This is a genomic window from Clostridium sp. CM041, from assembly GCF_055081035.1.
In genome coordinates, this window is sequence record NZ_CM143648.1 from 1,079,630 (window position 1) to 1,095,549 (window position 15,920).

Consider the following 15,920-nt stretch of genomic DNA (forward strand, 5'->3'; position numbering starts at 1 on the left):
ATTTTTATGAGTTATGGTTTTTCTATTTATTTTGGACTAGACAATACAAAGGAAGAAAATATAAAGTTATTAAATGAGGCCCATAAACTTGGATTTACTAGAATATTTACCTCATTTCATATACCAGAGGCAAATTATAGTATCTTAAAGACTGAGGCACAAGAATTTTTCAAATTGGCTAAAAAATATAATATGGATATAATAAGCGATATTTCTCCTAACACATTTAAGTTTTTAGACTTAAATGATATGGATTTGAAGGGACTATTTGATATAGGGGTTAAGACTATAAGAATAGATTTTGGATATACAGAAGAAGAAGTATCTAAAATGAGCAAAAACACTTATGGAATTAAAATACAACTAAATGCATCAACAATAACTAAAAAGTTTTTTGAAAACCTAGATAGATATTCCCCTAATTATAAAAATGTTGATGCATTACATAATTTTTATCCAAGAGTGGGTACAGGTATTTCAGAAGAATGTATGAAAGAGAAAAATACTATTTTAAGTAAAAGAGGAATAGAATCTTCTGCTTTTGTACAATCAAATAATAGAAAAAGAGGCCCATTATATGATGGCCTACCAAGTTTAGAAGATCATAGAGGTATAGAAGTAAGAGAGGCTGCGAATCATTTGTTTGCATTAGGAAATAAATCTGTATTTATAGGTGATTCACTTCCAAGCAAAAAAGAACTAGAAGATCTATCTGGATTAAATCCAGATGCAGTAGAGCTTTTTATAGAATTAAAAGAATATGATACTGTAACCCTAGGATTACTTACTGAAACTTACACCCAAAGAGAAGATGAGGCTAGAGATGCTATAAGAGCTAGTGAAAGTAGATTAGTTCTTAATGGAAATAAAATAAAGGCCTTAAATACAGTGGATAAAAATTATGGAGATATTATTATAGATAACGAAAATTACATGAGGTATATGGGAGAATTACAAATATTAAAAACAAGTCAAAAGAGTGATTATAGGACAAATGTTGTAGCTTCTGTTTTACAAAATCATATTTATCTATTAAAATATATAAATGGTGGTAAAAAATTTTACTTTAATATAGTAAATAAATAGAGCTAACATCAAATGTAAATAGGGTGTGATATTATGAATGTATTACAATATATAAGGCAAAATTACGATAGTTTTACAGATAGTGAAAAATTAATAGCAAATTATTTATTAGAAACTAAGAAAAGTATTATATCAATGTCAGCTAAGGATATAGCCTATACTACTAAAACATCAGCTCCAACAGTGGTTAGGTTTGCTAAAAAAATAGGTTTTAATAGCTTAAATGAAATGAAGCTTAAGTTATCTATAAATTTAGATAAAATGGATCAAGATATAGGGTTTCAATACTTGGATAAAGATTTAGGAACAAAGAATATAATTCATGTAATAAAAAATTCAGTAGATTCTATCATGGAACAGACAGTTAGATTTTTAAAGGAAGACGAACTAGATAATGCAATAGAATTACTTATAAATGCTAAAAATATATATGTATTCAGTGTAGGAGTATCAGCTTTAGTAGGTCAAGATCTTTATTATAAGTTAAGCAGGATAAATAAGAGATGTATATCACATACAGATACACATTTGCAAATAACCTCATCTATACTAATGGAGCCAGGTGATGTAGCAATAGCAATATCCTACTCAGGGGAAACAAGAGAAGTTATTAAATGTGTAGAAAATGCAAAAAAGAGAAAGGTTCCAGTAATAGCAATAACAAAGGCTAGTGTAAATAATAAGATAGCTGATATCTCAGATGTAGTATTACGTGTGCCAGCAGTAGAAAAATCTTTAAGGGAAGGTGCAATTAGCTCGAGAATATCACAGCTAGCAATAATAGATATGTTATTTATAGGCATGGTTAGAAATAATATAAAAGAAGTTGAAGAAATCTTAATTGAAACAAGAGAAGCAGTTAAAGAATTGTATAAATAGGGGAAGTTAAGTATATTGGTGTGAAAAAACCAAGATATTATATTGAATCAAAAAAGCCACAGTACATTTTTTACTGTGGCTTTTTTATTAGTTTGAATGTAGGTGGTCGGGTACCTCAACATCTATTAAATCTCTTAAAATAAAACCTCCAAACTACATTTATGCGAAATAAATTTAGCTTTGGAGATTATTGTTAATTTAAAGTATAATATTTATTTTATAACCACACTTTGGACATATATCATCACTAGTATTAACATGAAGCTGGTATCCCTCTCTTGCAATAAGCTTGTAACTGCACTTTGGGCAGTAAGTTGAGTTATCTGTGCCTGCTACATTGCCTAAATATACGTAGTTAATATATTTTTTTGCTATTTGCTTATCTTTATACATTACCTCAACTTTTGTAGCAGGATTATCCATCTTATAGTTTGGAAAATATCTTGATAAATGAAGTGGAATATCTTTATTTAATGAGGCAATAAATCCTGCAATTCCCTCAATTTCTTCTGCAGAATCATTTTCTCCATTTACGAGTAGAGTAGTTACCTCTACATGACACTGTTTTGATGCTATTTTAATAGTATCCATAACAGGTGTCACACTGCCTCCGCATATATCCTTATAATACTTGTTGTTTAACGCTTTTAAATCAATATTCATAGCATCCACATATGGAAGAAGTATCTTTAGAGGTTCTTCTTTAATATAGCCATTCGTAACCACCACTATATTTATATCTTTTACCGTTTCTTTTAATAGTTTTGATGAATTGTATACATATTCATACCAAATAGAAGGTTCATTATATGTAAATGCTATCCCAATATTACCTTCCAGACTTTTGCATATTTCCACTAATTTTTCTGGTGGTACATATTCGCTCTTTGCTCTCCCTTGGGATATAGAGTAATTTTGGCAAAACCCACAGCTAAAATTGCAACCAAAGCTTCCTACAGAAAGTATATTGCTTCCTGGCTTAAAATGATATAGTGGTTTTTTTTCTATGGGATCTTGAGCCATAGAAGTTATTTCTCCATAATTTATCGTATAAAGTTTTCCCTTGCTATTTACCCGTACATTACATATGCCATGAGCGCCTGATGGAATATGGCAATTATGAGGGCAAAGTTTGCATTTAACTACCTCTCCTTGTTTTTCATAAAACAAAGCTTCTTTTTCCATAATTACCACTCCTATTTATGCCTTATAACCTCAAACTTTTCTATAGAATATTTTTCATTTGGGGAAATTGATGCTTTATTTAATACTATGCTTATTTGCTCCTCTATGGTATTAACACCAGCAAGATCTGGTAATAGTAGTCCACTCTTTCTACCACTTCTCACAATAACTCCATATTTTTTAGGATCTAATTGTTCTTTTATAGCTGCTATAGGCTCCGTTAAAACATCTACGGAAAACACAATATCCTCAAGTTCTCCCTCCGATACGTGACTAAACCTTGGGTCCCCTTCTCCTGCTTCAATGGCATTTCGCATTATTTCACTTGCTACGCTTTCTGTTACGGGAAAAATTGTACCTATGCAGCCTCTTAACTGCCCAAATTTTTTAAGAGAAACAAATACCCCTCTTTTATTATTTATCATTTCCTCTGTTACATAGTTTGGTTGATCCATGAAATTACCCTCTATTAGATAATGAGTAAGACTTTCTCTGGCAAGCCTAACATAAACATCTTCGTTATTTACTCTTTCCTCATATTTTTTTCTTTTTTCATTAGTAATTTCTGACAATATATCTCTATCACTGTTTTTAAGGTCAAATTTCATTACCGCATAGCCCACTCCGAAGGTGCCTTCATAGGAAAGGAGTTCTCCCTTTATTTCATTACCTTCCATTGCTCCAAGCATTATATAATAAGACCTTAAGCCACATTCTCCAGCATTTTCAACCATTTCTGGATTTATATTAAATACTCCTGATACATCACCCTTTGTTAATAGACTTATTATTTCGGCATCAAACACTTCTCCATAGGGATTATAATCATAAGGTCCTTCATCTTTAAGATGATGTGAAAGATCACCACTTCCAATAAATACAGCATTTTCATTGCTCTCCTCTATTGCCTCTTTAATTAGTTTACCAAATTTATATAACTGTATAGGACTAAGCCCCCCATAGGTAATATGAACAAGCTTAAAAGAATTATACCTATCAACAACAAAATACAGTGGAACTATGCTGCCGTGATCTAATTCATATTCCCTATCGTATTTTTTAAGAAAACTTGTGCTTACTTCTACCGTTGGTATATTATTACTGCGTGCCTTAGCCATAATTTTCCCTGTCAAATCCATGTCTATTTCAAAATTCATAGAAACTTTTGACGCCCCAAATTGCTTTAAATTTCCTGAAATAGAACTTTCAAAAGAAAGAGCTATGGCATCTGAAAACATAGTTCCATGTGGTGTCACTACTATTATTACTTCTGGTTTTAACTCTGATATCTCGCCTCCAATGTGCACGCAAGCATCGTATGTGTTTTTTATCTTTTTTTCCTCTCCACGTCCTACCTCTGGAATTATTATAGGTGGATGTGGCATTGTATAAAAAGCTTTTATTTTTCCCGTTGTAATCACCTCTCCTATTCATTACTTTAAATCTCATTTAAATAAATAAGTCAGTATTCTAGCCTAATCTATTTTTATATGCATAAATATTTTACCCACTACTTAGTGTTCATATCCATAAAGGTTTTTTAGCATTAGCTTAGTTAGCCACTTTATAATGAAATAATATGTTTTCAATTTCCTCCACAACAACAAAGTTTTCTATTCTTATACCATGCTTTCCGTTAAGAAAAGATTAATTAACATGTGTATTTCTACTATTGTTAATATTTTTCTGTTGATTTTTATAATTATTGCTATATTAAATACATAATCTTTTTAGCCAATTTAATTTACATCCTTATGCTTTACAAGGTTTAAAGATGGTAGAGAATGTTGTAGGGGAACTTACGGAAACTGGACTCAGTAATGCCAAGCTATTAGGTATATTAAGAAATGGATTCGAGAAAGTCTGTTAAATATAACATCTCATTATATGGAATGATTTTGTATCAAATATGGGGGCATTTATAGCACCGGAACCGAAACGGTAGCATGACTACCTTTATTTGTAAACACATGATCAGATTAATCTTGCTGAGGATTACCGTATTTTTTACAAGTAAAGTAATCTAGTGCGGTAGATAAATAAATTAAAAATACAGGCCATAAGCAGTTGTGATAGTAATAATAAAACTCTTTTCTAAGATTTTCTTAACACTATTATTTACAACAAACGCCAGTACACTATCACCTCACCAAATGTTTCCTGGAATAACCATGCAAGTTTTTCTCTAAGAACCTCTTTCTTAGAGCTACCAACATTAGAACCCCTAGCAAAATGTTACTAAGAGGTGGACGTCCAACCAACTCGAATAGTACGGGATTTATAGTTCCTGAATATCCTTTCTTATACAGTTCATTGAAAATTCTGGTACCATTAAAGTTATAATTTTTATCCAAGTACCAAATTCTTACGATATCCTTATAGTCATCAATCTTGGTGCAAGTTGTCTCTCTTGTGTATTCTGGCTCAGTCTCCTCTTTTATGAGTTTCTTTACTGTATTTTTTGACATTTTCAAATCTCTTGCTATTTGTTTTATCGGTACTCCCTTTTCATGAAGTTTTCTAACTGCGATCCAATCTCTCATCTTTCACCTTCACTTGCTGCCTCCCTTATGTGCAATTACATTTAAGTACACATAAAGGGTATTACTTTAGTATAGTCGGAAAACAATAATTAACAATTTCCATATTTAAGTATTAAAAGTGCTTATTTGAATGAAAAGTTATATTTGAATTAATTACGGGCATGACAAAAAGACTTTTTTATACACTATTAAAAAAAGCCGTAGGCTGGTTATTGAATTGAAATTTATTTTAAATTACGCAGCTATATTTTTAAGAGTTGGGAAAATATCAGCAAGGGCTATTAATTTTTCTGATGCCCAAGCATCTATGAAACAGCAAAATGCACCAAGAAATACCCTTGTTATTCTATACCCAACAGAATAAATAATTGCATCTTCAGCATGAAAATTATTATTTATTCTATCCCAACACCTTTCAGTAGTTGAACGTCTTTTATAAAGAGATTTCCATTGTTTTGAACCTCTTAATATTGGAGTAAAATACCTTGGGTTATCTAATGTTTTAGTGTAATAAGATTTATTGCTTTTCATAGGACATTTTTCACAGTTTTCACATTGAACTGGGAATAACCATTTATGTCTATATTGTTTAGTAATAATTCCCCAATTACGAAGCTGATGTCCACAAACAGTTCCGTGTGGAATAGCATTCTTATCAAGTTTAACAAATTCACTATTTGATGATGGTTTTGAAGAACGTGAATTTAAATCAATAATAGGATTTATTCCATAATGCATGCATAAAAGATAAAAAGCATTAGCATCATAAGCAGAATCTAAGGCTACAGAATGAAATTTAATTTCAGGATATAAATCTACAAGTTCTTTAAGTGCATAAACTCCAGTAACAGCATCATGGCGTGCCGCGCTAACAAATTTAATATGGATAGGTAGGCTGTAAAAGCTATCACAGGCAGTAAATCCATGATAGGTATGACCATAGTAATAATGTTCATTAAAGCTATCCCAACCCCAGCTAGCACTGGGGTCGGTAAACTTTCGATAACAGTCACAATGTTCTCCTGGTTTAAGTTTGCAATCACAAACTTTTTTACCGTAAGGCGAAGCCTGTGTTGGCATACAGGTTCCGTCGCCAGCAATATTTAGTTTAGAAGGATCGCCCAAAATACCCATTGATAAAGAAGGAATAACAAATAATTCTTTAAGTATGTTGTTCATTTTGGATTCGCTTCTGTCAAGGAGCTTTAAATTATCAAATTTTAAGATTCTTTTAACTAAACGGTCAACTACACCAGATTTGGAGTTATTCATCTTTTGGTTTTTCTTTTGCTTTTTACGTGGTTTACGTTTAATTTTACGCAGTTTGGATTTATTAAGGATCTTATCCTTATGAATCAGCCTATCCATAAAATCATAAAAAGTACCTACACCAGGAAGTCGGTCAACATGTATGCCTTCGGCTTTAGAGTCTGAATAGCAAGCGGGTATAAAACCAGATAAAATTGAATAGAAAGGGTCTGAACGTAATGTTTTTACCCAAGAGGATATACTAGTTTCTTTACAATAAGCCATGATAATAAGTGACCTGAGTAATGCTGCCGCATCTTTTGGCGGAGCTCCTTGATTAGATTTAGAATAAGTACTTTCTATTAGAGGGACAATTCCGGTTAGGTCGGTAGACCATATTTTAGTTATTTGTGAACTACGCTCAAACAAAGTGATTTGTTGATTGGTTTGAATATAGAATTTTTCTAAAAATGTTTCAAGAAAATATTGATATTGGGAATGAGAAACCTTAACAGTTAACATAAAAACACTCCTCGCAAATGAAATAATGTAAAAAATATACATATTTAATTTTGCGAATTTTTACTAGCTGTCAAGTCTTATTTCACAATGTTTAAGTAAAAAAAATAAAAAATAATACGAATAGCTTAAATTTTCTAGGTTATTCGTACAATATGAGGCACCACGAATTTTTGAGGTGAAGTTGATTTTTGAGCAAAATGAATCAAGAGTTAGCAGTGCCTTAAGAGTTTCCGAGAGTGCACTACTTTTTAGTGAGGGGGTCAATTTTCAGTGTCAAAAGGGGGTCAATATTTATTGTAAATCAACAGCAGAGCATCCTAAGCCGATTCAACAAATGATCGATTGTGCTGATAATGGTTCGGTGGGTCACACCTTCCAATCTGGCAATCTGCCTGTACCTTAATCCATCGAAATAGTACAGACATAATCTTCGCCGCTGCATTTCGGTTAGCTTGCCGATAGCCTCATGCGATCGGGTATCGCGTTCAATTCTTTCCAACAGATCGGCGGTGTCCTCATATGCGGGCAACCGAGAGCTTAACAAATCTTCATCTGTTTGTACCTCAACGTCAAGATGCCGCCTTTGAGAACGGATTTGCCGGTCGTACTGTTCAAGCAGTTCCTTGACCGAAGTTGAAACCTCAACGCTAATCGGGCTCCCATTGGCGAGTTTATATGAAATCGTAACTAATGGCTTGTCCATTATTTTTTTCCTCCCGTTCATCATGTTTGCGGATTGCTCCACAGACTATGCCTGATGAACAGAGAGTGCGGGGAACGACAGCCGGGGCAGTAAATCATAGCCATCAACCTAAGGATTGAAATATATTCCAAATGATGATGGCTATTATTATTTTATAAATGGAAGGTGTAATATGGGCAAAAATAGAATTTATTCAAAATAATTAATTAAAATCATGAATTTTAGGTACAATAAATAAACCTGCAATTACTTTTGTAGATTATTTACATATATTTAAATAACATCAAGTATTAACTTGCCATTTTTACCAGTTCATCTTCTGTTATTTCAATGTCCTTCAATATTAATGCGAGTGTTTTTCTACCTTTTCGTTTGCATTTCAATCCCAATTTACTTATTAAATTAAAAATCTTTAATAATAGGTTTGATACTATTATTTTACCTTTGAAAATTTTCTGTCTTAGTATATCAAAGTAGTCTTGAACAATGCCAAAAGACTTTAATTCACTAATTTCCTTGCCTTCCTTTGCATAAATAGCTTTGCGGGATGTAAAAACAATACACAAAGACAATAATATGGAGATAAGTCTTCCATATAAAAAACATTCAAATCGCTCAATTTTTGTTTTTTTAACCATGTGTATTTTAAAAGAAGATTTCCAAATCTTAAACATTATTTCAACGTGCCATCTCAAAGAATACAATTCATGAACCTTTAAAGTATCAATAGTTTCAACCGGTGTATTAGTTATATATACGTTAATAGCCGCCCATAGGTCGTTTCTTTCACTTTTATTTTTGTGGCCTTTTCTAATTTCTTCTCTATATTTTTTTTGTCTTATCCTCTTGTTTTTTTCGGATAATTTAGTTACAATTAATCTGGTTTTAAATTTATTTTTACTTGTGTTTCCTATATAGATTTCTGTAAGCTCCAGTGTTTCGCCTTCTGTTAAAGGCTCTGATAGCTTGTAGATATCTATTGGGGAATATCTATATCTTACTGTCGCTTTACCACCAAACCCATATTCTGTTACCTCTTGTCTTTTAAAAACGTTCATATTAATTTTAATTTTTGAAACATAGTAAGCTTCATTACTTTCAATAAGTCTTAAATCGTCAGTTTTATAATAACCCAAATCTTTTAAACATAGATCGCCTTTTTTTACTTCTTTTTGTATATCGGGAATATAAGAAGCGTCATTTCTGTGCCCTTGCATAACCTCACAAAGAATAAATTCTCCCGTTAATAAATCATACTGGAGCTGTATTTTAGCACCTGATTTACTTCCTGCACCTTTATAAATATTTTTATGATAATCTGGAAGTTTAAAACTTGTAGAATCTACTACAGTTATTCTGTTAAAGTTTGTTTTAAGCAACTGTTCTTGCTCTCTTAAAATATCACTTTGTATTTTCATCATTTCATTAAACACATTTTTCATAAATTCGGCAGCCCCTTTATTAAATCTATTGTCTAATGCTTGTGGGCTTAACAACACGTCATCCTTTGCGGATAATCTAGTACATAATTTTGTTAAAGCTACTGAACATAAATCTTCACCATAAAACGTGCATAAATTTAAAAAAACTTCTCCCGTAAGCTTACTTTTACGCTTAACAAATTGATGTTTTAATGCCATTCTTCGAATTATTTCTGAATCAAATAATTTTTGTAGATTTCTTGTAAGTATTCGTAGTTTTTTATTCATTATTGGACCTCTTTCTACTTAAATTTATATAAAAATAATATATAATAAAATTATATATTATTTAACTTAATATCAAAAAACAAAGAGTAGAATTTGTTCCTAAATATGGAATATTTCACTCTTTTTTTATATAAATTTTAAAAAAGTTAATAATTATTTTAACATTAACTGGGTTTGTTAGGTTGATGGCTATGGGGCAGTAAATAGGCCCGAAGGTACAAGATATTTTGCTGTCGGCTTGATGTACTGTTTTGAAATACAGTAATAACAAAACACGGCAACGTCTTCCTTTCACGCCGCCGTGTCCCGAAAAAGGGCACAGTTTATCAAGCCCTCCGATATACCATTGAGGAACGGCGATTTTGATTTTCAAAACCGCCGTTCCTCAATGGTATATCTTTTTATGGCATAACAAACCCCCGCCGAACAACTGTTTTTTTCTTTTTCCGCTTACGCGGCGGGTTTTTTGCCGTATTTTATTGTGGTACAACTTCGGAGCGATCGCGAATCACTTGAACACAATCACGCAGATGTTTTTTAATTTTCTATCAAGTCAATATCAGTTTTGAATTAATTCATGTCATCCCGAAGCGCGTCAATAATATTTTCTTTTTTTATCTTGCTAACGGAATACAGCATTGTAATGAACACCACAAAGAGTACGCTGAACACACTGATTCCTATACTGCCCCACGGGAACACAAAATTGATATTGTCGGCCCCGCCGCTAACCATTCCTTTGTAAATCAGCCAAGAAGAGATTGCCGATATGGGAAGCCCGAAGAGCAATGCCTTCATACCATAAAAGGCACACTCGAAATTCATCATCTTTTGGAAATCACGGTCAGACATCCCCACAGAGCGTAGCATGGCAAGCTCTCGCCGGCGCAGCTTGATATTAGTGGAAATCGTGTTGAACACATTAGCAACCGCAATCAGCGAAATCATAATGATAAAAGTATAAGCGAACACGTTGGCAATGAATACGTAATTGCGGTTCTGATCGAGTATTTCATAAAAATTGTACAGTTTATACTTTGATTTAATTCCCGCACCCTTAATCATCGCTTCCATTTTAGCCACCGATTTTGTGGGATTCTTTGAGCTAAATGTCAAGCCCTTAATAGCCACATGGGTATCGGGGGTTTCAAACTTCTCTTTGAGCGAATAGGGAGCCATCACCTTACAAGGGAACGGCTTCCTCGACCCGGATTTCCCTAAGATCGGGAGTGTATCAGGCGTCACGGTATTGACAAACGTAATGCTTACGTTTCGCTTCTGTTCCATCTTCGGCTTGCCATTTGTTTCGGGAGCGATGGTAAAATTCATGGAAGAACTCTTGAATATATCAATAGACGTATTAACATCCTCCTTCCGATTGCCTTTCATGTGGCGTGGCATTTTGGCAACGGCGATCATTTTTGCATTTTGCCCGGTATATTCCTTTACGGGCAAACCCAAGCTTTTAATAGTATTCAGATAGGTGCTGTTATCAAGAAACTGGATGTCCATTGGTAGATTAACCGTTTCGTCCGGCGAATGTGAACCCGCGTATTTCCAGTAATCGTCTGAAAGATCGCTTGCTTTTGCAGCGCATGAATACTTCATAAGCGCTTGATACGAGCTTTCGTAAACACCGTCGGCGGTTTTTAGTTTGTCGTAAAGCCGCAACATTTCGCTATCGTTCATGTCCTGTGTGGCCAAACCGATGTCATAGGTAGCAACCGCTACTGCCCGCTCCGACGCCTGTTTCATATCCGTTACAAAAGCACTGGTCGATATAAACAGCACTACGCTTAAAATAAGTGATAGCACAATGCTGCGATAACGTTTCTTGTTTCTTTTAAAATTCTTTAGCGCAAGGGTTCCCTCCAAACCGTAAATACGCTGCGCCAGTTTTGACGTTTTCACGGCTTTGGATTCAACTTTGACCTCGTTCGTCTGGCGAATATTCTCCATAACGGGAGTGCTTGCGGCCTTCCTGGCCGGGATATAGGCCGAAATCATAATTGTAACAATGCTGACTACCGCCGCGCCGACAATCGCGGGGATGGATACTGTCAAGGTGAAAGGGACGTTGCTGTAGATAGCGTGCTCAAAATTCCTGGCGACACCGGAAATCACAAGTCCGATGCTGCCTATGCCAACGATAACTCCAATCGGTATGCCGACCGCACCTATACAAAGTCCCTCAAATAACACCGAATTTCGCAGTTGCCTCGCTGTGGCTCCCACCGACGAGAGAATCCCGAACTGGTGTGTGCGTTCGTTCATCGATATGTTGAACGAATTATAAATCAGAAAAATCGAGCCTACCATTATCAAGGCAACCAAAATACCGCCAATCGAGTACAGAAGCGTGTTGAAAAACTTATCGTTCGAAAGACCCATGAAGCGCAACACATCATCGTTAAAGATATAGCTATGGCTTTGGGCTGTGCTGCTAGCGTAAGAGTGAACCCCACGCGGGTTTTTAAGCGTGACAAATAGGTTTAAGCTGTCCGATTTGTCTTGTGCATCTGCTTTTGTTATCAAGGTATATCCCGGCGCTGAAGATTCATCAAAACCGGGTTTTTGGCAGATTCCGACAACCTTGTAGGTTCTCTTGGCTTTTGGCATAAGAGTTTCTTTTCCAAAAATGTAAGGGTTTTGTTGACTGAGATTTTTGTTAACCTCCATGCGGCTTCCGACAGCAAGTGAAAGCGTGTCACCCACCGCGAATTGAACGCCGCCGCTTGCTTCGACGCTCAGCGGAACAAGAATCTCCCCACTGTTTTTCGGCAATCTACCTGAAACCAGGGTTATGGGCAAGGTATCAAAGCCCTCCTTGCTAAATCCGGCTATAAAAAGATACGGCCTTTTGGGGTTTTTCCCTCCGTCAAGTTTTGCGTATCCGATATTTTCAAATGTTGCAGTGTTTGCAACTCCATTGTCGAGGGTTCGTTCCTTTGCGAAAGAGGAATCAACGTTCATATACTCGACGTGCCAATCGCCGTATTTCTGGGCCGCGCCTTTTGCCATATAATTCATCAGGGAAACGCCCAAGGTAGCGACTGCCGTAATCATGGCGGCTGACAGAATAACTCCGATAACCGTTACAATCGTTCGTGTTTGGCTTTTTTTCATGCTTTGCAGGGTAACTTTATTGAAAATATTCATGGTCTCACCTTCTCGTCTCGCACTACTTTGCCGTCTGATATGCCGATAATGCGGTCTGCTTGCAGAGCGATATTTTCGTCATGGGTGACGAGGAGCAGGGTCTGCCCATATTTTTTATTGCTTTCTTTCAGCAGTTTGATGATTTCATGTCCATTTCGGCTGTCCAAACTGCCCGTGGGTTCGTCGGCAAGCATGACCGCCGGCGAGTTCATCAAAGCGCGTCCTATGGAAACGCGCTGTTGCTGACCGCCCGAAAGCTGATTGGGTAAATGCGTTTTGCGGTCTTTTAGCCCAAGCAGTTCCAACAAGTCATTCAGCCGTTCCTCGTTGACCTTGCGCTTGTCCATCAGTATAGGCAAAGTGATGTTTTCCACCACATTCAGAGTGGGAATGAGGTTGTGAAACTGGTAAATCAGTCCTACCTGTCGCCTGCGGAAAATGGCGAGTTTTTCATTGTTTTGGGCATATACATCCTGCCCCTCCAAATACACCTTTCCGCTTGTCGGCACGTCCACGCCGCCGATGATGTGAAGCAATGTGGATTTACCGGAGCCGGAGGAGCCGATAATTGCGGTAAACTCCCCCTTTTCGATTGTAAGCGAAACATGGTCAAGCGCGTTAACTTGGTTTTCGCCCTTTCCGTAGACCTTGCATAAATTTTCAATTTTTAAAAACTCCATTATGTGAGTCTCCTTTCTCATGTCTTACCCATATAATAGCACCTTAAACTTACATCTCTGTGACTTTCAGGTGAGAGATTAGTCACTTTGGGAAACGAATGGCAAATATTGCGCCGCCCTGCGGGTGATTTTTTGCGGTAATCGTCCCTCCCTGCCGTGTTATAATCATCTTGCAGAGAGCCAATCCAATCCCGTATCCTGTAGCGTTTGGGTTTTTCCCACGATAAAACCTGTCAAACAGGCAGTGTAAATCTTCTTTTTCAAAGCCCGCGCCGCTGTCGTGGATGGCAATCTCGATAAACAGTGGGTTGTCCGTGCAGACAATCTCAATCTTCCCGTTCTCGCCTGCGCTCTCCATGCAATTTTTGAGGATGTTTTGAATTGCTTCCGAAAGCCAACCTGAATCGCCCTGAATAATCATCCCTTTCGGTGCATCTATTTGCAAATCAATATCGTGCAGTTCCATTGGGATTAGAAACGGGTGAAGAGCGGCGCATATCAAGTTGTTTACATCTATCTGCTCGCTTTGGAACACCACAATGCCCGCGTCCAAGCGGGATAATTTCAATAGGGAAGTAATCAGCCAATCCATCCTCACAAGCAATTCCTCTGTTTCCCGCACAAATGCTTTCCGCTCGTTTTCATCAGGGTTATTCGCTAACAATGACAGAATGAGGTTCACAGATGTGAGCGGGGTTCGGAGTTGGTGGGCTATGTCGGCCAGCGAACCTGCAAGATGTTCTTTTTCTTTTTTCAGCGCGTCGTTTTGCTCCCGAATGCGCAACGTCATTTTTGTTATCTCGCTGTGCAGAATGGAAAGTTCGCCCTCGTCCGATTCACCAATATACAAATGATCAGCGTTATGAAGCACAAGATCGATTTGATCTGAAATCTGCGCAATGCTTTTGTATCGGGCTTTGGTAAACGCAAAAACCGCTGTTCCAAAGGCGGCGGCAGAAGCAATGGCAAGGATTCCAGCCAACCTATTTATTGCAAATCCCAGCGTTACAGTGGTGGTAGCTATTAAGGAGAACAAGATTGCAAACTGCCGAAACTCTCTATTCCGAAGCATACTCGCCCCCCAATCTATACCCCGTCCCACGAACGGTCAGAATTATTTGCGGGCTTGCTGGGTTGTTCTCTATCTTCTCCCGCAAGCGTTTGATGTACACGGTCAATGTATTGTCATTGATAAACTCGCCCGCCGCGTCCCACAATTCGTCAAGTAGCCTGCCCCTCGTGATAATACTTTTGGGGTTTCTAATAAACACCAGCAACAAGCGGTATTCTAATGCTGAAAGGAAAACCTCGTTGCCGTTTTTCTTCACAACGCCGCTTGCCGTATCGACATAAAGCCCTCGGATTTCAAAAGCCGACCTAGAACGCCCGCTTTTTCGCAGGGCGGTTCCAATTCGCGCAATCAATTCACGCGGACGAAAAGGCTTGGTGATATAGTCGTCCGCGCCCATATTCAGGCCGGTAACAACACTCGCCTCATCGTCGTAAGCCGTCAGAAAGATAACGGGAATATCTTGCGTTTCTTTGATTTCCGTGCAAACCATAAAGCCATTTCCGTCAGGCAAAGAAATATCAATCAACGCCAAGTCAAATTTATTCCCGGCAAGCGCGGCAAGGGCTTCACTCCGCGTAGGGGCGTGGGTGACTGTAAATTTCTCCGCGCGGAGCAAAAGCATAAGGTTTTTAGCGATTGCCTTATCGTCCTCAACCAAAAATATCCGTTTCATTTATTTTCACCATCCTTTACTTTACTGCTCCTATATCGTCCGTCAGCCGGTTTTTCAGTGTCAGCAGGAACAAGCCATGTATCTCCCATTTTTTAGCTCTTTTAATCCGCCCGGCAGAGCAATGGCACTTCATTTTCTATGTCCTCCTTTTGTAAATAATAAATATCATCTAACAAATTAGATATGGCTAATACCACATGATTGTTGGTTAACATTATATTACTATAAAATAAATGGAATTAAAAGAAATATATTGAAATACAAAGAAATCTCACTTCTAATAGAATATTCCGCTTATAGAGACGTAATGGGACCATTAATTAATTTTATAGAATATGAATATCGTGCTTCAAAACATGGAGAAACTGTACCATATACTCCGTTTTTTTCAGTTCTTACCTTGATAAGTTTTACACCTAATCTATAACCACCATGAGGTTATCCTCCCATCTGAACTAGGG

Annotated in this window: 12 protein-coding genes; 2 read left to right on the forward strand and 10 right to left on the reverse strand. The window is 36.6% G+C overall.

Going from position 1 to position 15,920, the window contains the following annotated elements; translation table 11 throughout:
- Positions 1-6: 6 nt before the first annotated feature.
- Both ACWJJT_RS05155 and ACWJJT_RS05160 read left to right on the forward strand, forming a co-directional pair.
- The gene (locus ACWJJT_RS05155; RefSeq protein WP_462956272.1) at positions 7-1,086 is read left to right on the forward strand and encodes a MupG family TIM beta-alpha barrel fold protein; all 1,080 of its coding nucleotides are present in this window, start codon (positions 7-9) and stop codon (positions 1,084-1,086) included.
- A gap of 33 nt (positions 1,087-1,119) precedes the next feature.
- Positions 1,120-1,965, forward strand: coding sequence for a MurR/RpiR family transcriptional regulator (locus ACWJJT_RS05160; RefSeq protein ID WP_216302943.1), 846 nt, complete (start codon positions 1,120-1,122; stop codon positions 1,963-1,965).
- Between the two features lie 198 nt (positions 1,966-2,163).
- Here ACWJJT_RS05160 and amrS read toward each other — a convergent pair whose 3' ends face one another.
- From amrS to ACWJJT_RS05210, 10 genes are all read right to left on the reverse strand, one after another.
- On the reverse strand, positions 2,164-3,150 hold the full coding sequence (amrS, locus tag ACWJJT_RS05165; protein WP_462956273.1) for an AmmeMemoRadiSam system radical SAM enzyme: 987 nt from the start codon (positions 3,148-3,150) through the stop codon (positions 2,164-2,166).
- A gap of 11 nt (positions 3,151-3,161) precedes the next feature.
- Complete coding sequence (gene amrA / locus ACWJJT_RS05170; protein WP_462956744.1) at positions 3,162-4,535, reverse strand: AmmeMemoRadiSam system protein A; 1,374 nt, start codon at positions 4,533-4,535, stop codon at positions 3,162-3,164.
- A 756-nt stretch (positions 4,536-5,291) separates the two neighbouring features.
- On the reverse strand, positions 5,292-5,693 hold the full coding sequence (locus ACWJJT_RS05175) for a helix-turn-helix domain-containing protein (protein ID WP_462956274.1): 402 nt from the start codon (positions 5,691-5,693) through the stop codon (positions 5,292-5,294).
- Positions 5,694-5,927: 234 nt separating this feature from the next.
- Positions 5,928-7,463, reverse strand: a complete 1,536-nt coding sequence (locus ACWJJT_RS05180; RefSeq protein ID WP_462954445.1) for a transposase — start codon at positions 7,461-7,463, stop codon at positions 5,928-5,930.
- A 301-nt stretch (positions 7,464-7,764) separates the two neighbouring features.
- Positions 7,765-8,166, reverse strand: a complete 402-nt coding sequence (locus ACWJJT_RS05185; RefSeq protein WP_462956275.1) for an RNA polymerase sigma factor — start codon at positions 8,164-8,166, stop codon at positions 7,765-7,767.
- Between the two features lie 290 nt (positions 8,167-8,456).
- Positions 8,457-9,875, reverse strand: a complete 1,419-nt coding sequence (locus ACWJJT_RS05190) for an IS4 family transposase (RefSeq protein WP_462956276.1) — start codon at positions 9,873-9,875, stop codon at positions 8,457-8,459.
- A 570-nt stretch (positions 9,876-10,445) separates the two neighbouring features.
- On the reverse strand, positions 10,446-13,034 hold the full coding sequence (locus tag ACWJJT_RS05195) for an ABC transporter permease (protein ID WP_462956277.1): 2,589 nt from the start codon (positions 13,032-13,034) through the stop codon (positions 10,446-10,448).
- A complete protein-coding gene (locus tag ACWJJT_RS05200) occupies positions 13,031-13,714 on the reverse strand; it encodes an ABC transporter ATP-binding protein (RefSeq protein WP_462956278.1) in 684 nt (227 codons plus the stop codon). Before ACWJJT_RS05200 ends, ACWJJT_RS05195 begins: the two co-directional genes overlap by 4 nt.
- Positions 13,715-13,796: 82 nt before the next feature.
- A complete protein-coding gene (locus ACWJJT_RS05205; RefSeq protein ID WP_462956279.1) occupies positions 13,797-14,786 on the reverse strand; it encodes a sensor histidine kinase in 990 nt (329 codons plus the stop codon).
- Entirely contained in the window at positions 14,773-15,459 is a 687-nt protein-coding gene (locus tag ACWJJT_RS05210; RefSeq protein WP_462956280.1) for a response regulator transcription factor, read from the reverse strand. The genes ACWJJT_RS05205 and ACWJJT_RS05210 overlap by 14 nt, the downstream gene beginning before the upstream one ends.
- Between the last annotated feature and the right edge of the window lie 461 nt (positions 15,460-15,920).